We start from the raw sequence: 18,489 nt of genomic DNA, 5'->3' as shown, positions 1-18,489 counted from the left end.
TTTTTTCTGGATGTTCCATAATTTCTTCTACTATCCGTTCCATTCTTACTGATTGTGATCCTTTAATCAACACCAAATCTCCAGCACTAATTATATTTTTAAGTTTCCCTCCTGCAGTATACGAATCGTTGAGTATATGTATATGCTTTTTTTTCATTCCATTTTCCTGTGCACTCTCCCCTATGAGTTGAGACCGTACACCTACCGTCATGAGTATGTCTGCGACTCCCGCAGCCTGTTTCCCGACTTTATTGTGCTCTTCGGCGGTATAGCTGCCAAGTTCAAGCATATCTCCCAGCACTGCTATTTTTCTGCCTTCTGTATTCATTCTATGGAGTGCGTTGAGTGCTTCCTCTGCCGCAATTGGTGATGAATTGTAGCTGTCATCAATAATGGTACTTTTGTTAATTCCTTCTATAAGCTTCATCCTACCCAGTGGCGTATTGTGATGTGAGAGTGATTGCCCCATCGCCACGATATTTAAATTCTGACTGGAGCCAACCGAAAGCGCTGCAAGCGCGGAATCTATATGCTGGCGCCCCACAACCCCATTTATCTCTATTGGTACGCTATTGCCTTTATAATCTACCCTAAATCTAATGCCTACAGGAACGCCTGCTTGGTAATATACGTTATCATTAGCCGCCTGCATGTTAGACCCCTCTTTGAAACCAAATGTGATTAAATGCTCGAGATCTTGTTTAAGAGACATTACATTTTCGTCATCATGATTTAGTATAAGTATTCCGTCTTTTTTGAGCGCTTTTACTAAATAATTTTTTTCTTTCAGCACATCTGCCGGCGAAGCAAAAAATTCTACATGTACCGGTACATCAGGAATCCTCGTTACCACAACAATATCAGGTTTGAGCCAACGCGTGATATTCTTGATATCTCCAGGCCTGTCGGCACCAACTTCAAGTATGAGCCATTTCGGGTAGTGATTTTTCAAAACGATGAGTACAAAGCCTTCAAAAATATTTTTTGTCCAGAGCAGGAGACTAGACCATGCATTCGGACACCCTAAAATAGTGAGTGGTATACCTATTTCACTGTTGAAGCTCTTATCGCTCTTCCTAACAAAAAAAGAATCACTAAGGACACTGTAGATAGCATCTTTAGCCGAAGTTTTACCAACACTTCCAGTAATGGCAATAATTTTGGGCTTGTACTTTTTAAGTACAAGCCGTGACTCTATTTCAAGAATGAAAACAATTATGTGTTTGAGAATTTGTTTCATGTTTCTTCTCTAAGTTTTTGGCTATGCAAATAATCAAGAATCATTTTACTTTTTTATTTTATCTAAATTAGTTTTTAAATATCGTTCTACTTTGCTGGAATTATACGCTACGTGTATAATTCTTAGCCAAAAATTTAGGAGGATAAATACTATCTGTCCGGCAACACCTCATAGTAATTGATGAGAAAAGAAACGATATCCATAAACGGATGAGTTAATGTCTGTGACGCATAGCGGACTTCCTTCGGTTCAAGTGTATATAGAAAAATTAAAAACTGTGCATCGTAGGCGGGAAAATATCCAAAAAAAGAATGGAAAAACCTATCATCATAATATCCGCGCTCATCACTTTTGGCAATTTGCGCGGTGCCGGTCTTTGCCGCCACAGAGTAATTCTTAATCTTAACCTTCCCTCCAAGAAGGGCTTCATCAACTACTTGCACAAGCATTCTGGTCACCTCTTCTGCGGTTTCTTTTTTGAGCACACGCTCTCCGTCATTGTATGAAACTTTTTTTGTTATCCCTGAATCATACCGAATCTTTTTAACCACATGTGGAGTGACGAGTACGCCCTCGTTTGCAAGCGTCGAGAGAGCTCTCACTATACTAATCGGTGTCATCGCTATACCTTGACCAAATGAAGCCGTAGCATACTCGATATCCCGCGGGCTATTTAGGTTATCTACAAGTCCGGCACTTTCGTTAGGCAAATCTATTCCAGTTTCCTCACCCACTCCATACGATAGCATGTATTCTCTGAATATGTCGTTTCCCATCCGTGCCACGACAAAAACTGCCCCAGTATTGAGAGACTGACTTAACACATCCTGCATAGAGACACGCCCCCTTCCCTTACCATCAAAGTTTGAGATTGTTGCACCGTCTAGCGTAATAGTCCCACGATCATTGTACATGGTTCCCGAAGTTATTACGCCTGTATCGATGCCCGCTGCCATAGTAAGTGGTTTGACGATCGAGCCCATCTCATAGACACTTTCAACTATTGGATTTGAAAAAATCTGCAGACTATCTTCTTCCGCAAATGAATTTAAATTAAAAACCGGGTATACTCCGATCGCATATATTTCGCCATTGCGAGGATTCATGATAATACCAGCAGTTTGCTTAGAATTCCACTTTGTGTGCACTTCCTCAAGTCTATCTTCAAGATACAGTTGTACGGAAGGTTCTATGGAAGTTATAATATCGCCGGTGCGTTTTACTTTTCCGGGGTTAAATACCGATATATTGGCAAAAATTTCAGCAAAAAAATTGATGTAGAGACTGTTATTATCTTTTGTGAGCGTGTCATTATAATATCGCTCCAATCCATATCTGCCGGAGAGTTCGTCCCCATCGTAGCCGACAAAACCAAGTGTGTGAGCGGCAAGTGTGCCACCTGGATAAAAGCGCCAGCGTTCTTTATAAATACCAAGCCCTGGTATGTCAAAATCATTTATTTTCTTGCCTATATCGACACTTACCTGTTTCGCGATCTCCTCATAGGTATCATTTTTCTTATTGCTTTTTGATATAAATTGTTCCTTGTTTATGGAAAGAACGCTCGCAATTTTGTTATAGGCATTATATGGATCTTCAATAGCCCCCGGATTTAGTGCAATAGTAAAGCCAGATTTTAAGGTGGCGCCAGAAATCAGTCGCCCATCTTTGTCCTCAAAAAAAATAGATCCCCTGTCATAGAGATTTGGGCTAGGCATAACATATTGTCTGTCTGCACGGTTACTGAAATCTTGTCCGTATACTATTTGCACAAAATATAATCGCACTACAAGGATGGATGCAAATAAAAAAACTACAGCAGTCACCATCCGTATTCTCAGTACGACATTAGATTTCATCGTTAACCGAAAGACTTTTACCGAGAGGTGATTTTCGTGCAACAAATGTTTTCTCAGCTATGTCGGTAAAACCTAATGTATATGCAAATTCAACATCAATCGCATTTTTGAGTACTATGTATTGTGACTCAAGATCTCCTGTGGTTGAGTGTATAGTTACCATTGAATTTTGTACCTCTTCCCTAATGATTACATTGACGATTGATTTGCTGACAAAAAAACCATATAAAACAACAAGTGCTATGGCACTAAACAAGAGTACCGTAAATAAACGTTTCTGAACATTCAGTGTTGCGATTGCTGTTTTTCTTTTCATTATTAATTATTTAATTTGATTCAAAAATTCGTAATTTCGCACTACGCGCTCTTGGGTTTCGGGAAATTTCATCTCGCTGAGGAACTATTGGTTTTTTGGTAATAATCATTCCATGCCCATCTTTACTTGCTCCATTGAAGAATTGTTTTACAACTCTATCTTCAATACTGTGAAAAGATATCACCGCCAGTCTGCCACCCCGTTTTAAAATTGAAAGTGCCTCTCTTAAACCCTTGCGAAGTGTTTCTATTTCATCATTAACCGCGATTCTCAGAGCCTGAAATGTTTTGGTAGCCGGATGTATTCGCCTTGCGTGATACCACCGTGGTGTTGATGATTTCACAATGTCGACAAGTTCTACAGTACGCTCTATTTTTTTAATCTTCCGTGCAGCTATAATGCCTCGCGCTATCCTTCGAGCAAATCGTTCCTCACCGTACCCGTACAATATATCGGCAATATGTTCTTCGTCCCATGAGTTTATGATGCTATCTGCGGTAATGTCGTTTTCGTTTGGAACTTTTTTAAACGTCATTAAAAGCGGTTCGTTTGCTCTGAAAGAAAAGCCCCGACCGGAGTTTTCTATCTGATAGGAGTTGAATCCCAAATCAAACATAACACCATCAACATGTTCTATGCCAAATGAATTGATCATGTGCTGCATGTCACGAAAATTTCCTTCTTGAAATATTTTTTTACACGACAAATCGTTCAGATGTTTCTTGCTTCTGATCAGCGCATCTGTATCCATATCAATTGTGATGAGAGTACCACTCTTACCAAGTTGGGAGCAGGCAAGCTTATCGTGGCCACCACCTCCGGCGGTGGCATCAACTATAGTGTCGCCCTGTCTTATCTGTAGTGCATCAACCAATTCGTTGAGAAGTACACTGCGATGTACTGGCAATTCTTTTGTGTCTTTTGTAGACTTCGCAGTGTTGATACTACGTTTGTGTGTAATAAGACGCATCATAGATTAGAGTACTCCTAGTTCGCCTAGCTTTTCGGCAAGCTTGTCAGCTTGTTTTTCAATTCGCTTTTTATAGATAGACCATGCCTTTTCATTCCATAGCTCAACACGATTGTGAATTCCTGCAAATACTACTTTGTCGGTTAGTTGAGCAAATTTTTTAAGAAACTCCGGTATGAGAATTCTTCCAACCAAATCAACATCTATCTCAACTGCTCCTGCTAGCATGAACCGATTGAACCCTCTTGTGTCGGATTGACCAATTGAAAGCTCACCAAGACGCTGCGAAATTTTTTCCCATTCTTTGAGTGAATATACAAAAAGACAGTTGTCGAGTCCTTTTGTAACAATCACCTTTTTTCCAAATTGTTTTCGAAACTTAGATGGAAGAGAGAGGCGCTTTTTTGTATCAAGTGTATGTGTAAATTCACCTATAAGCATACAATAAAAGGCATATACCCTGTTTATTCGTCACGGACGAACAAGTGGGCTATCAATTTCTAACGGAAATTGATGTAGCCCACTTCTTCCCACTGCATAGTAAATATATAACATTCTATCCCACTTTACCAAATGAGTTATCCACATCCCACATGAAGCCCAAATCACACATTTGACAAATACTAGCAGTATCGTTACCTCTAACGAGATACACTATACATACAAAAAGGCCCCGCGCGGCGGGGCCTTTTATAAAAAATGTTACTTACTTGCTTCTTTTAGTCGTTTTTCTAAAAACTTTCTATCAATAACACTTAGAAACCACCCCGCTTTTGGTCCGCTGTCTTTTCCCAAAAAACTTAGATAGAGTGCACTGAAAAATTCTTTTGGTTCTATGTCAGATTCCTGACGTATCTGGTGGAGCTGTGTATGCAATTTTTCTCCTTCAAGTTTTTCTTGCGACTGTATGTAGTCAAGTACTTTTACTAATATCTTTTTTTGTTTATCACTAAACGATTTGGTCGCTTCCGGTAGAACATTGTGCTGTAGTTCGTATTTATATTCTTCTGGCGCGTACTCCTTTAGCCACCTATTTGCATATTCAACACGCATCTTTAATTCGTCTTTGTCTTCTTTTGTAAGAGTACTGCCTTTAATTTTTGAGAATTCATCTTCTATATTTATATGAGGCATCTGTACAAGAAAAGAAACGAGAGAAAATCGTGGGAGAAAATGTTCTGTTAGAGATTGTCTTTCTGCGGCACTATAAATGAGCGCAAACAAACGGGCATCATCATCTTCGGGGTGTGCAAAATATTTTTCCGCAATTTTGTCATGTCTATCAAAAAGAATCGGTACGGTATCTCCAGTGATATTAAACTCAATTGCATGTTTGTAATTTTTACCAAGAAATACCAAACGATATATATGTGGTGGAAGAATATTCATTATTTCGCGTGCCGCAGGAGCATTGCCTTTTGACGTGGACATTTTTTTGCCTTCAGCAAGAAAAAATTCATATGGGATGTCAAACGGAGGTTGGTGTTTAAATACTTCGCGCGCTATGTGATTGGAAACATCTCGAGCACCTCCCTTCGTAGAAAGATCTTTTCCTCCCCCTTCCACTTTTACATTAAACACTTTAAATTTTGCAGCCCACTCCACTTTCCATGGGAGCGTGGCGTTTCCATTAAATGGAGACACTTCCCCGCTGTGTCCGCACCCATCTGCCCATTCAACAACATTACTGTCACATGTATATTTCACCTTCTCTCCATCAAATGATGTGGCTTTTGTTGTACCGATTTTCCCACACTTCTCACACACAACCAGGAGTGGAAGCCAGTCTACTGGTTTTTCTGAACCAGAAATCTTTTTATAAATATCCCGTATCAAAGTTGCATTCTGGAGTGCAATTTGAATTGCATCATTGAATTTCCCTTCTCGATATGCGACACTCGAACGATAATATATCGGCGTAAAGCCCATGTGCTCTATTGTTTGAGTAAACTCTTTTGCAAAAAATTCAGGATAGTTTTCTGCTCCTTCTTCCGGCGATGGTATTGTGTATAGTGGAAAGCCAAGATACTGCCGATACTTTTTCTCATCGAGGTTTTTTGGGATACTTCTGAGTGCATCCGTATCGTTGATTTCCCAAAGAAATGTATTGGAGACTTTTTTTTCAGAGAAAATTTCCGAAATAATGCCATGAATGACAGCCCCACGCATAGCACTGATGAGCATCCTTCCTGATGCTGTTTTCTCATCGCGAATGATTATTGATTCTCTGTCGGCAATCTCTTTTTTAAATTTCGTTCCTATTTCGTCTGTGATTTTATCTGCCCAAAACATGTACACTCTTTAGATTTCCTATATTAGCACAAAAGCCCTATATCAGGCAGAGCTTTAAAAATTTAAACAATGGGTGTGTGGTGCCTATTTTATATTAACAACTTTGCAGTTCATCTTTCCATTTGGAGTAGCAAATGAAAATACTTCTCCTTTCTTTTTCCCCATCATAGCTTCACCGAGAGGTGACAGGTGTGATATTTTTCTCTCATGCATGTCCGCTTCTTCGGTACCAACAACCTGATACTCGTGAATATCTTTTTCTCCTTCCTTTTGAATAGAAACTGAGGATCCCAAATTTACTTCGTCAGTCGAATTTTTATCAGTAACAATGCTCGCTGATTTCAGAATTGATTCAAGTTTAACTATTCGCTCTTCTGTCGCAGTTTGTAGATTTCGTGCCTCTTGATATTCTGCATTTTCCGACAGATCACCAAGCGAACGAGCATATTCTAGACTTTCCGCAATTTCTTTTCGGCTAGTGGTTTTTAGATAATCAAGCTCTTTTTTAAGTTCATCAAATTTTTCTTTTGTAAGATACTCTTTTTTGTCGCTCATATGCAGTGTAGTAGTATCACATTGTATAGAACAACATAAAAAAGTCAATCCAATATCCTTATTCTCATTCGTTTATTGTAGATACATCCAAGTATTCTGGAGTATGTATTGCCATCCAATCAAGCAGTTGGCGAACAACATACAATCCTCCAATAAGGTTCTCGCTCGGTCCTCGCTCCATAATGACTACAAACGCGTACAGTGGATCTTCATACGGAAAAAACCCAGTAATCCATGAGTTTACCAACTCTTTACGCACCCCAAGCTCTGCTGTGCCTGTTTTTGCCGCTACTTCAACGGTAGGAATAAACAGTCCTTTTGCAGTGCCGTCTGTAACCGCAAGACGCATTCCTTCTCGCACAATTTCAAAATGTTTTTCAGGAATAGAAATTTTTTCTTTGTCACCATTTCCGCCAAGTATAAGAGTTGGGTTTACAAGTGTTCCCCCGTTTGCAATCGCACCAACAGCACGTACCACTTGGATCGGTGTTACTTGAAAACCATATTGTCCTATTGCTGTATTATAGGTGTCACCAATGCGCCATACGCTATCACCAAAAGTATCTTTTTTCCACCTTGGGTTGGGTATCGTTCCATTTTGCTCAATATCAGGGTACAGATCACTAGGCTTTCCAAAACCAAACAGCCGCATATATTTATCAAGCTTTGAAATTCCCAGTCCCTCCTGATCCTGATAACCGCCACCAATTGAGTAAAAATATACATTTGATGAAACTGCAAGTGCTTCTCGCATAGAGACCCAACCATGAACCTTCCAGTCATTAAAAATAGTACTCTGGTCAGGGAAAAATGGATTGGGTATTGTAATGCTTCCGGTGCTTAAAATACTTTTCTCTGGGCCAATTATGCCTTCATTAAGAGCGGCAATCGCAACATATGGTTTTATGATTGAACCTGGAGTATAGAGACCGGAGATAACTCTGTTGAGAAACGGCTTTTGAGTATCAAGCACGTATGAAGCTATGGCTTTACTATCTTTCCCATCGGAGAGTATTGACGAATTATATTCAGGATAATTGGTAAGTGCAAGAATTTCTCCGGTGTGCACATTCATAAATACCCCCGCTCCACCTTCGAAGCCAACACTGTTAGCAGTTTGCTCAATAAACTCATACAGTTTGCTTTGCACATTGCTATCAATTGAAAGCACTAGGTCATTTCCATTTTTAAGCGGTATTATAATACTCTCCGACTTAATATTCATGAGTGCATCAGTTTCAATAATTTTAATCCCATTTACTCCGCGCAGTGTATCATCAAAAAGTTTTTCAATACCATCCTTTCCTATAAAATCTTCTTGGTAATAAACGCCTGCAGTGTCTTTGAGTGGATAATTGACATACCCAAGTACGTGAGCCAGGCCTGGTTTCTCACTATATTTTCTCCGCGAGAAAATTTCACTCTCGTTTCGCACATTCAAAACTAACGATTCTTTTTTTCGATCATAAATAATCCCTCGATCAGCAAAAATAAGCTGGTGATGTAAACGGTTATTTTCACTTGTCTGCGCATACACCTCGCCTTCGGTAATTTGCAACACCCATATCTTTGAGCTAAATATAAGCCCCACTACTAAAAATGCTACGCCAACGAAAAACAATGTGGTTTTTGAAATTGGTTTTTCTATACGCCCTTCAAACTGGCTTGTATCAAATTGTGGTAGATTGGTTGAATCGAGGAAAATTTCATCGGGATAAATGTCAGAGTGCGTACTTGTTTTAGAAAATAAAGAACGGAATTTTTTAAGCAGAGAGCCGAACATATAACCTAATCATTATTGAACATGAGCCATTGCTTGCTATATCCAACACAAACAAATAGCAGCAGAAAAAGTATGGTGAAAGCAAGTTCTATTCCCGCAAACGCACCTATCGGTGCACTATAGAGCATGTCAGCGAAAAGCCCCCACGCTAACACTTCATATGCACTAAATGCAAGTAGCAGCGCTACCACAACTGCTACTGAAAACCACCACGGTAAAAATAGAATACTGGAAACTAAGGCAGTATTAAGAGCTATCCTCGTTGTGCGCTTATTGTTCAATATGGTTAACATTATTGGGGGAAATAATTTCTACCCACCTTATCTCATTGATATTAACAGGATTTTTAAACAGTATGGTCTGAAAAGCATCAGCTGAATTGGCAATAATACTCTCGACAACTCCAAAGAGCTTTTGATTAATACCAGGTATTACAACGTTGTCTCCCTCAACAATATCAGTGGTTCGGGGAAGTAATGTGGTAAAGTTTCCACCACCTCTTCCACGTGCTAAAGTCAATATTTGCTCTGGGCCAATCATGACACTAGTCTCTTCCCCCGGAGCAGAAAAGAGTGTCACTACAGAGGTACTCTTGTATACATTACTTATGGTACCGATGGCAATAATGCTAGATGCTATAGCCAAATCTCCTTTTTTAATTCCATAATCATTTCCAATATCAATGATGATGGTGTCATATAGAGAAACATTTGGTCTTGAGAGAACGGCAGCCAAAATTGTTTTTTCTGCACGGTCTCGCCCTAAGAGCGCTTTGAGTTCTTGATTTTCCTCTACAAGCATTCCACTATTGAGCACAGTGGTACTTTGTTGCTCAATGTATGTAGCAAGTCGCATGTTCTCTTCAACCAACATGCGTTTCGACTGTAATAATTTAACAGAAGATGATATTTTTGCAGTCAGACTATTTTGTGCACTCCAAAGTGGTTGTGTTATCGTATGCAGTGCTTGAGAAAAAGTCGTAGGAAATATAATGTACAATAACGAAACCACTCCCACCAAAAAAATCACTATAATAAATGTTGGTGTGAATACAACTCTTTTAGTATTATTCTGTCGGAGAAAGTTGCTCATTGTCCTCTTCTATTAAAATATCAGTAAATGCATGGATGTCTTCAAGTATTATACCGGTTCCGCGCACTACACAAGAAAGTGGGTCGTCTGCAACATGTATAGGCAATTTCAGTAAAGTACTGAGAAGTTTCGGCATCCCACGGATAAGTGCCCCACCGCCAACCAAGTACGCTCCACTTTGCATTACATCAGAGAGCACTTCTGGAGGCGATGTTTCAAGCACCTCTTTTATTGCATCGATAATATGATCTATGGAACCAGAAATTGCTTCGCGAATGTCTGCATCGGTGATAATCACCTCACGAGGTAATCCAGTGACCAAATCCCTACCGCGAATGGGCGCTTCAAGAGGACTTCCTTCCTCATCAACAGAACTGATTTGTGTTTTGACATCTTCAGCAGTTTTCTCTCCGATGAGAATTTTAAATTCACTCCGGATATAGGAAACAATGTCTGCATTGAGTTTGTCCCCCGCAACCCGAACATTCTTAGATTGCACTACTCCACCATATGCAATGATTGCTATATCACTAGTTCCACCACCGATGTCAATAATCATATTGCCAACCGGTTCGTGTATCGGTAGGCGAATACCGATAGCTGCCGCCATAGGCTCTTCAACAAGGTATACTTTGCGTGCTCCGGCATTTCTTGTGGCATCGCGTACTGCTCTTGACTCTACATTGGTAATGCCAGAAGGAATTCCCACTACCACTCGAGGACCAAGTAGTTTTCTGTTATTTTTTTGCGCTTTGTTAATAAGGTACGAGAGCATTTCTTCTGTTATCTCAAAGTCAGAAATGACACCGTTAACAAGTGGCTTGAGTGCGGTAACATGACCTGGAGTTCTGCCATACATTTCCTTTGCCTGTGTCCCAATTGCCACAACCTGATTAGTTTTTTTATTTATGGCAACAATAGAGGGTTCGTTAATAATGATTCCACGACCCTTAAGATACACCAGTGTATTTGCAGTGCCGAGATCTATACCAATATCATTGGAAAATAAAGTGTAGAATTTTTCCACATATGATTTGAGAATCTTAGACATGTCGTTACTCATACATTATTGTAATGTAAAGAGCTTTTCTTTAGAAACTAGTTCTGTATTGCCATTTTTCCTTTCAACTAGCTCTACCTTATCCTCCGCAATTGTTTTAGCGCTTACCACAACACGATATGGAATGCCGATAAGGTCACTGTCAGCAAATTTTTCTCCGGCACGAACATCTCTGTCATCATAGAGTACTGTAACTCCTTTTTCTAAGAGCTCGTTGTAAAGGTGGTCTGTTTTTTTCTGTATAGACCCGTCTCCCCCGCTAACATCTACAAGATGTAGCGTGAAGGGCGCAATAGAATGTGGCCAAATAATTCCTTTTTCATCTGATAGTGTCTCTGCAACCGTGCCCATCACTCGCCCAAGACCAATACCGTAGCAGCCCATTAAGACAGGTTGCTCTTTGCCACTTTCATCTTTATACGTGAGTCCGAATGCATCCGAAAATTTTACCTTAAGATTAAAGATGTTGCCCACCTCTATTGATTTTTGTTCCGACAAGTCTTTTTTGCCACACTGTGGGCACTCCTGCTGCTCCTTTTGTATCTCTTTGTTTACCGCAATGGAACATACCTCACACAAATATATTATATCTTCGCCAATTGAGGAGAGTGTTTGGAATTCATGTGAGTATTTTGAAAAAGTCCCACCAGATGCTACCGTGAGATAGGTAATATCTCCCAGCCCCAAGCGCTCAAATATCGTTTTGTATTCTTTTTTGACTTTTTCGTAGTAATCGTTGAAATCTTTTTCGGTGGTATGAAATGAATAAAGATCTTTCATTATGAATTCCCTACCTCGGAGAATACCGGACTTAGCACGCAGTTCCATTCTAAACTTATTCTGAAACTGATACACAGATAGTGGTAAGTCTCGGTATGAAGAGACAAACTGTTTTGCAATTGGCACAATGATTTCTTCATGTGTAGGGCCAAGTGCCATTTCTTTACCAGAAGAATCCGTAATTTTATACAAATCATCCATACTTTCCCACCGCCCTGTCTTCTGCCAATTTTCTTTCGGATGAAGTGTCGAGAGTAGTAATTCTTGTCCTCCAATATTATTCATACTCTCACGAATAATATTTTCAATTTTTTTTAGTACACGTAAACCAAGAGGTAAGTACGAATAAACACCTGCCATTTCTTTATTTATAAAACCACCTCGTATCAGTAACTGAGCATTTTTTGAGATTTCATCCTTAGGTGCCTCTTTTTTTGTTTTTGTAAAAAGTTCGCTCTGCCGCATTACCAAATAGTACTGCAAAAGCACTCTATGGTCAAAATATGGCGAAAATACTACACTACGCAAAAATCTTCATGATGTCGTTGTAAGTAACAACAAGCATCAATAAAATCAGGAGTGCAAATCCTATAACATTTAGTGTGTTTACAATAACCGGTTTTATAGGAGAGCCTTTTATCGTTTCAACTAACAAAAAGACAAGTCGTCCCCCATCAAGCGCGGGAAGTGGTAGAAGATTAATGACTGCAAGGTTAAGCGATATGAATGCAGTAAACAGCAGAAGAGGAATCAAACCGAGAGCTGCCGCATCTCCGACAAATCCAACAATACCTACTGGTCCTGCTATTTGTGAAAAATCAGCTCCGAGGGTAAGCGCGCTTGCTAGAAAGCCAACAATCGCAACTGTTACTGCGCCGAGCATTTCTATGGTAAGTTTGCCTCCCTGATATAATGCTTTGTGTGGTGGAACTCTAACGATTCCGACTATGCCCATTGATATGCCGATAGCTGCTCTGTCTACCTCATCTTTAACAATCCCTCTCTCTGGTATAACAATGGCAATTCCCTCTACACCTCCGCGCATATATGAGACCGTGATTTCTTTTCCACCGTGGGAAGCGATGAACTCTGAAATCTGGTCACTCGTGATTTCACTCACGCTGAAACCATCTGACTCAATAGAAAGCAGTCGATCCCCTGCCTTAAGCCCCGCTACATGAGCGGGAGTATCTGGAAATACATTAATAATTGTCAGAGCAGGATCAGTTACTGACCCGATGTCTTCCGGATTGATTGCTGTTGGCATGCCAATTGCAAAAATGATAGAGAACAGAAACCATGCTGCCAGTATATTGAAACCAACACCTCCTACCATCACAAGCGCCTGAATCCATTTGGGCTTATTGAGCAAACTACGTGCTCGGTCTGGTCCTGAGATAGATTCGTTATCAGGATTTTCTCCAAAAATTTTTACAAAACCACCAAATGGCAAAAGATTGAAAGTATATTCGGTTTCTCCATATTTTTTTCCAAAAAGCTTTGGTGGAAACCCTACACCAAACTCATCTACCCGAATACCGAACTTCTTTGCGATGATAAAGTGCCCAAATTCATGTACCAATATGAGTACTACCAAAATTACTATAAATAAAAGTATATTCATAATTAGTCTGAAATTTCTTTCTCTTTCCGAATTGCTATTGCTTCGAGTTTGTTTCCTCCATCGTCAATCAGTTTTTGCATCTCATCTTTATATCTAAATTTGTCATCGTCACTTATCGTTTTGTCCCGTTCTTGTTTTTGAATATCACTCCAAATCTCATCTCTCTCACCGCGAAGTGATATACGGGCGTGCTCGAGTTTTTCTTTTATAACTTTCAATAGAGTAGCCCTATTCTCTGCTGTTAGTTCTGGGAATGAAGCACGTACCCCTTTTTCATCTGATGATGCTGAAACACCTAGATTGCTATCAATAAGAGATTTTTCTATATCTTTTATCTGTGATAAGTCCCATGGAGTTATGCGAAGTGTTCGTGCGTCTTCAATTGAAATATTCGCAACTTGATTGATTGGCACTCTTGTGCCATACGATTCAACTCGCAAACTATCAAGAAGTGCGGGGGTCGCTCGCCCTGTACGGACTGTGCGGTACTCATTCAAAAGCCACTCTTCTGTGTCTTTGATCTTCTGCTTCAGTGCTGAAAAATCGTACGTCATCCCGTTAGAGACAGATCGCGGTCAATTGTCACGCCACGGCTCTGTTTGTGTAAGAGTCTAATAAAAATTATGCCAATAAAATTTTGTGCACTCCCGAAGCGACCGCGGTCTCTAACGGGACCATGCACCCATCAATTGTAGCAGGAGATTGTATGATTGCAAAAATGATGAGCCACTATTATTTTACAGGTATAATCATAGATATATTCTCAAGAATCATTTTAACGGAGGGTGACCGGTCTTTTAGGTATCCGTGTGCTTTATGCATTTCCTCGAATACAGAGACCACGTCTTTACTCAATCCTTTTTTGCCGACAGCGCTGTAGAGTGTTAATTCGAGACTATTTAAAAATGACAGAGCAGCAGACTTATCTTTATTTTCAATAATTTCACTTAACATACGCAAACGCTCTTGTTTAGACGAATGTAGAAATTTCTTTGCAAAAGGCACCTCGTTTATTTCAATTGGTTGGCGCGGTATAATTAATAATCTAGACCTAAGCGTAGGCAATAAATCATCTACAAAAGAGGTCATAATAAAAAAATGTGTATTGGGAGTCGGTTCTTCAAAGAGTTTGAGAAGTGCATTTTGCGATTCGTGATTTATTGAATTAAAAGTAATGACAAAAATTTTCTTATGTTTCGTAATCGCTTTTCTTGAAGCTATAACTTGTAGTGCCCTTCCATCGTCTATGCCAAAATTATCAAACTCCCTGAAATAAAAATCTGGATTTCCATTTGTGGGAATTTTCAGTGTTTTTTCAAAAAAAGAAAATAACTCCGGCAACACAGTTTTTTTCTCGCCTTCAATGAGATATGCATGAAATAGTGCGTTCTTTTTATGTGCATCCAACAACAACTTCATGATAGATTTTGTTAATTATTGTGAGTATTGACGAGCAATGATGTTACAAAATCATCACCCTGTTAAATAACATTTGATTTTTCTCAATTCTATTGACATGCTGTCTGTTTATTTTATACGATTTGCGTAACATACTTGTCTATATACTTTTTCAAATGTTAATTTTTTCTTTGAAAAAATTATTTAACAGGGTAATATTTTGCACCCATGATTGGAAATTCAACAAATTAAATTTCCAATCATGGGCAAAATTGTTATTTTTTTGCAATAATGCTTTTCTTATAGGTATCAAGATGTGTAAGCGCTATCCCAGTACCTTTTGCAACACAATATGCGGTGTCATCGGCAAGATACGCTTTTACACCAATGCGACGCAGTATAAGTTCGGGGAAATTGCGTAGTTGTGATGAGCCACCGGTCATGATGATTCCTTTATCAATAATATCGGCAGAGAGTTCGGGTGGGGTTTCTTGAAGTACATCGCGAATTGCTTTTATCATTTCACGCAACTCACGTGAAATTGCTTTTACAACCTCGTTAGTCGTAATTTCTGTTGAACGAGGCAATCCGGTGAGAAAATCTCTTCCTTTTATAACCATGGAAAGTTCTTCTTCTAGTGGTACCGCTGACCCAATTCGTATTTTTATCTTCTCAGCCATCTCCTCTCCAATGGCAAGATTGAATGTCTTTTTTATATAATCGGCAATGGCACGATCTATCCGGTTGCCTGCACACTTGACTGAGGCGCACGAAACAATTCCGCCGAGCGAAATAACGGCCACATCAATAGTCCCCCCGCCAACATCAACCACCATGTGTCCTTTTGCTTCTTGAATCGGTATACCAGCTCCAATCGCTGCCAGTATTGGTTCTTTGACCACATACGCTGATTTTGCACCTGCTTTTATCGCTGCTTCGATGACCGCTCTCCGTTCAGTTGATGTAACACTTGCTGGCACTGAAATCATAACCTCGGGTCTAAATAAACGAAATTTACCGAGTGCCTTTTTCATATAATATCGAAGCATTGCTTCGGTAACTCGGTAGTCGGCAATTACTCCGTCTTTCATGGGACGGTACGCAATAATATTATCTGGTGTTCTTCCTATCATTTCCTTTGCTTCCGAGCCAATCGCAAGAATCTTATTGTCTTGCTCTGAGACTGCCACAACAGACGGTTCGGAGAGTACGACTCCTCTGCCGGGCACATACACCAGAATGTATGTGGTGCCCAAATCTATCCCCAATTTTGGTGAAAAAAAAGACATGTGCGTACATAGTATCGTTTTTGGGCTCAATTGCCAATGTGAGAGTACATAACGATAAGTTACATTGATAAAAATATAGCATATATGCTATATTATCACAGTCAGCATGAAATATATGAGCAAGGAACACAAACAACTTGGAAAAATAATATCCTCTTCTCGGGAGAAGCGTGGTATCACTCAACGTGCCCTTGGAGAAATGATAGGCACGACTCAAAGTGCTGTTGCACGAATGGAAAGTGGAGAGCAAAATCTCAGTACCAGTATGCTTTCAAAATTAAGTCGCGCTCTCAATAAAGAGCTGGTTAGTATCTCTACCGGTGCAATAAATTTAAAAATAGAAGGCGGCAAAAAACTCTCAGGATCCATAGTTACCAACACTTCAAAAAACGGTGCGGTGGTGCTTTTATGTGCGTCATTGTTAAACAAAAACACTACTATCTTGCGAAATATGCCCCGCATTGAAGAGGTATATAGAATCATTGAAGTGCTGCAGAGTATTGGGGTATCCGTAACATGGAAAGATGATGATGTGGAAATCAAACCGCCTACAAAACTTACACTTTCGACTATCAATACACGTTCTGCAATGAAAACCAGAAGCATTCTGCTATTTATAGGTCCAATGATTCACCTTTTCAAATCATTTAAACTTCCTCAATCAGGAGGGTGCAGGCTCGGTACTCGATCGGTCAAACCTCACTTCTACGCACTGGAGAAGTTTGGAGTACGTATTACTACAAAAGCCGACCACCATCGTATTGAACACAGCCGTCTCAAACCAAGTACTATAATATTGTATGAATCCGGTGACACTGTAACCGAAAACGCAATAATGGCTGCGAGCAAAATACCCGGAAAGACAGTAATAAAGTACGCCTCGGCAAATTATCAAGTGCAGGAGTTGTGTTTCTTTCTTGAAAAACTGGGGGTTCAAATAGACGGAATCGGCACCACGACACTCTTAATTCACGGCAAGAAAACAATTGATATTCCTGTTGAATATTCACTGAGTGAAGACCCTATTGATACTATGTTTTTTCTTACAGCTGCGATTGTAACAAAGTCAATGCTTACCATTAAACGCTGCCCTATTGATTTTCTTGAGCTTGAACTTTTAAAACTTGAAAAGATGGGTTTCAAATACAAAATACTAAAGCACTACTACGCACTAAACGGCAGGACCAATCTTGTGGATATAAAAACATATCCGTCACAACTCACCGCCCTTGCTGAAAAAATAACTCCGAGACCATATCCCGGTCTTAATATGGACAACCTTCCCTTCTTTGCCATTATTGCAACACAAGCGAAAGGACAAACATTAATCCATGATTGGGTCTATGAAAAAAGGGCCATCCACTTTTCAGAACTTGATAAGCTCGGAGCTGATACTATGCTTGCCGATCCTCATAGAATTTTTATAACCGGCCCCACCAAACTAAGAAGTGCTGAACTTGTGTGTCCTCCCGCTTTGCGTCCAGCTGCTATTATTCTTCTCGGTATGCTCGCCGCTGAAGGAACCTCTATATTGCGAAATATATACACTATTGAGCGAGGGTATGAGGATCTTGCAAACCGACTAAATGGAATAGGCGCAAGTGTTGAAGTCCTATAGAAACTGATTCTATAATTCTATAAAATTATTTCCACAAATTTGCTATGCTATAGGACATGCATTTTATACGAGTCATACCCATATCCCGAGGAATCACAAAAGATGAGTTGTCGTATTTTTCGACACAACCGATTCCAGAGGGTTCTATAATATCGGTGCCACTTCGCAAAAAAACAATTCCTGCGATTGTTATTTCATCAAAAGACATTAGCACGTCAAAAACGGCAATAAAAACATCCGACTACAAACTGAAAAAAATTGGGAAGCAAGAATCAAAAGCGGGAATTCCGCTTGATGTTATGCTTGCGGTGTGCGAAACCGCGGATTATTTTGTAACGTCTCCTGGTGCAGTACTTGCCGAGATATTGCCCAAAACAATACTTGATGAAATACAGGAAGGAGGTTACATAAAGAGAAAAAAGAAAAGAAAAACACGTGTTGCGGGAGAAAAGCTTGTCCTGCAGATAGAAGATAAAGAGTGTTTGGGAGTGTATAAAAATATTGTAAGAGAAGCATTTGCCAGCAATACATCTATATTTATGTGTGTTCCCTCACTTGCTGATGGGGAACGATTATTAAAAGTATTACAGAGAGTAATAGAGCAATACAGTGT

18 protein-coding genes are annotated in these 18,489 nt (G+C 39.7%); 2 read left to right on the top strand and 16 right to left on the bottom strand.

The features are described from left to right. From IIB50_01565 to IIB50_01490, 16 genes are all read right to left on the bottom strand, one after another. The coding region (locus IIB50_01565) for a hypothetical protein (GenBank protein ID MCH7529783.1) at positions 1 to 1,240 on the bottom strand (1,240 nt) is incomplete at its 3' end. Positions 1,241 to 1,389: 149 nt separating this feature from the next. Beyond that, the gene (locus IIB50_01560) at positions 1,390 to 3,099 is read right to left on the bottom strand and encodes a penicillin-binding protein 2 (GenBank protein MCH7529782.1); all 1,710 of its coding nucleotides are present in this window, start codon (positions 3,097 to 3,099) and stop codon (positions 1,390 to 1,392) included. Then, positions 3,089 to 3,415, bottom strand: a complete 327-nt coding sequence (locus tag IIB50_01555; GenBank protein MCH7529781.1) for a hypothetical protein — start codon at positions 3,413 to 3,415, stop codon at positions 3,089 to 3,091. Before IIB50_01555 ends, IIB50_01560 begins: the two co-directional genes overlap by 11 nt. 10 nt (positions 3,416 to 3,425) lie before the next feature. Then, entirely contained in the window at positions 3,426 to 4,388 is a 963-nt protein-coding gene (gene rsmH / locus IIB50_01550; GenBank protein ID MCH7529780.1) for a 16S rRNA (cytosine(1402)-N(4))-methyltransferase RsmH, read from the bottom strand. 3 nt (positions 4,389 to 4,391) lie between these two features. Continuing rightward, positions 4,392 to 4,826: a division/cell wall cluster transcriptional repressor MraZ gene (gene mraZ / locus IIB50_01545; GenBank protein ID MCH7529779.1), complete on the bottom strand. Its 435-nt coding sequence runs from the start codon at positions 4,824 to 4,826 to the stop codon at positions 4,392 to 4,394. A gap of 261 nt (positions 4,827 to 5,087) precedes the next feature. Beyond that, on the bottom strand, positions 5,088 to 6,677 hold the full coding sequence (gene lysS, locus IIB50_01540; protein ID MCH7529778.1) for a lysine--tRNA ligase: 1,590 nt from the start codon (positions 6,675 to 6,677) through the stop codon (positions 5,088 to 5,090). 84 nt (positions 6,678 to 6,761) lie between these two features. Continuing rightward, positions 6,762 to 7,232 (bottom strand): transcription elongation factor GreA, encoded by a 471-nt coding sequence (gene greA / locus IIB50_01535; GenBank protein MCH7529777.1) that lies wholly within the window; start codon positions 7,230 to 7,232, stop codon positions 6,762 to 6,764. Between the two features lie 64 nt (positions 7,233 to 7,296). Next, positions 7,297 to 9,015, bottom strand: coding sequence for a hypothetical protein (locus IIB50_01530; GenBank protein ID MCH7529776.1), 1,719 nt, complete (start codon positions 9,013 to 9,015; stop codon positions 7,297 to 7,299). A 5-nt stretch (positions 9,016 to 9,020) separates the two neighbouring features. After that, entirely contained in the window at positions 9,021 to 9,296 is a 276-nt protein-coding gene (locus IIB50_01525) for a hypothetical protein (protein MCH7529775.1), read from the bottom strand. After that, complete coding sequence (locus tag IIB50_01520; protein MCH7529774.1) at positions 9,286 to 10,107, bottom strand: rod shape-determining protein MreC; 822 nt, start codon at positions 10,105 to 10,107, stop codon at positions 9,286 to 9,288. The genes IIB50_01525 and IIB50_01520 overlap by 11 nt, the downstream gene beginning before the upstream one ends. Continuing rightward, entirely contained in the window at positions 10,082 to 11,158 is a 1,077-nt protein-coding gene (locus IIB50_01515; GenBank protein ID MCH7529773.1) for a rod shape-determining protein, read from the bottom strand. Before IIB50_01515 ends, IIB50_01520 begins: the two co-directional genes overlap by 26 nt. Before the next feature lie 15 nt (positions 11,159 to 11,173). Then, complete coding sequence (locus IIB50_01510) at positions 11,174 to 12,412, bottom strand: prolyl-tRNA synthetase (protein ID MCH7529772.1); 1,239 nt, start codon at positions 12,410 to 12,412, stop codon at positions 11,174 to 11,176. Positions 12,413 to 12,467: 55 nt separating this feature from the next. Then, complete coding sequence (locus IIB50_01505; GenBank protein ID MCH7529771.1) at positions 12,468 to 13,571, bottom strand: site-2 protease family protein; 1,104 nt, start codon at positions 13,569 to 13,571, stop codon at positions 12,468 to 12,470. Between the two features lie 2 nt (positions 13,572 to 13,573). Then, positions 13,574 to 14,125: a ribosome recycling factor gene (frr, locus tag IIB50_01500; protein MCH7529770.1), complete on the bottom strand. Its 552-nt coding sequence runs from the start codon at positions 14,123 to 14,125 to the stop codon at positions 13,574 to 13,576. Between the two features lie 178 nt (positions 14,126 to 14,303). Continuing rightward, entirely contained in the window at positions 14,304 to 14,990 is a 687-nt protein-coding gene (locus IIB50_01495) for a hypothetical protein (GenBank protein ID MCH7529769.1), read from the bottom strand. 254 nt (positions 14,991 to 15,244) lie between these two features. Further along, on the bottom strand, positions 15,245 to 16,258 hold the full coding sequence (locus IIB50_01490; GenBank protein MCH7529768.1) for a rod shape-determining protein: 1,014 nt from the start codon (positions 16,256 to 16,258) through the stop codon (positions 15,245 to 15,247). Between the two features lie 115 nt (positions 16,259 to 16,373). On the opposite strand from IIB50_01490, the gene IIB50_01485 reads away from it, so the two are divergent. Together IIB50_01485 and IIB50_01480 are read left to right on the top strand one after the other, a co-directional pair. Then, a complete protein-coding gene (locus IIB50_01485; protein MCH7529767.1) occupies positions 16,374 to 17,876 on the top strand; it encodes a UDP-N-acetylglucosamine 1-carboxyvinyltransferase in 1,503 nt (500 codons plus the stop codon). A 56-nt stretch (positions 17,877 to 17,932) separates the two neighbouring features. Then, a partial coding sequence (locus IIB50_01480; GenBank protein ID MCH7529766.1) for a hypothetical protein occupies positions 17,933 to 18,489 on the top strand: 557 nt, incomplete at its 3' end.

It is taken from the genome of Patescibacteria group bacterium, assembly GCA_022560785.1.
GTDB lineage: Bacteria > Patescibacteriota > Minisyncoccia > Phycocordibacterales > JADFSL01 > JADFSL01.
This window is presented reverse-complemented; position numbering and strand designations above follow the sequence as displayed.

What these genes read in the sequence shown, in the direction of transcription:
- lysS (MCH7529778.1), bottom strand. Translation starts at nt 6,677, where the DNA reads ATGTTTTGGGCAGATAAAATCACAGACGAAATAGGAACGAAATTTAAA.
- IIB50_01510 (MCH7529772.1), bottom strand. Translation starts at nt 12,412, where the DNA reads ATGCGGCAGAGCGAACTTTTTACAAAAACAAAAAAAGAGGCACCTAAG.
- IIB50_01485 (MCH7529767.1), top strand. Translation starts at nt 16,374, where the DNA reads ATGAGCAAGGAACACAAACAACTTGGAAAAATAATATCCTCTTCTCGG.
- IIB50_01495 (MCH7529769.1), bottom strand. Translation starts at nt 14,990, where the DNA reads ATGAAGTTGTTGTTGGATGCACATAAAAAGAACGCACTATTTCATGCA.
- greA (MCH7529777.1), bottom strand. Translation starts at nt 7,232, where the DNA reads ATGAGCGACAAAAAAGAGTATCTTACAAAAGAAAAATTTGATGAACTT.
- IIB50_01520 (MCH7529774.1), bottom strand. Translation starts at nt 10,107, where the DNA reads ATGAGCAACTTTCTCCGACAGAATAATACTAAAAGAGTTGTATTCACA.
- IIB50_01490 (MCH7529768.1), bottom strand. Translation starts at nt 16,258, where the DNA reads ATGTCTTTTTTTTCACCAAAATTGGGGATAGATTTGGGCACCACATAC.
- IIB50_01515 (MCH7529773.1), bottom strand. Translation starts at nt 11,158, where the DNA reads ATGTCTAAGATTCTCAAATCATATGTGGAAAAATTCTACACTTTATTT.
- IIB50_01505 (MCH7529771.1), bottom strand. Translation starts at nt 13,571, where the DNA reads ATGAATATACTTTTATTTATAGTAATTTTGGTAGTACTCATATTGGTA.
- IIB50_01555 (MCH7529781.1), bottom strand. Translation starts at nt 3,415, where the DNA reads ATGAAAAGAAAAACAGCAATCGCAACACTGAATGTTCAGAAACGTTTA.
- frr (MCH7529770.1), bottom strand. Translation starts at nt 14,125, where the DNA reads ATGACGTACGATTTTTCAGCACTGAAGCAGAAGATCAAAGACACAGAA.
- rsmH (MCH7529780.1), bottom strand. Translation starts at nt 4,388, where the DNA reads ATGATGCGTCTTATTACACACAAACGTAGTATCAACACTGCGAAGTCT.
- IIB50_01530 (MCH7529776.1), bottom strand. Translation starts at nt 9,015, where the DNA reads ATGTTCGGCTCTCTGCTTAAAAAATTCCGTTCTTTATTTTCTAAAACA.
- IIB50_01560 (MCH7529782.1), bottom strand. Translation starts at nt 3,099, where the DNA reads ATGAAATCTAATGTCGTACTGAGAATACGGATGGTGACTGCTGTAGTT.
- mraZ (MCH7529779.1), bottom strand. Translation starts at nt 4,826, where the DNA reads ATGCTTATAGGTGAATTTACACATACACTTGATACAAAAAAGCGCCTC.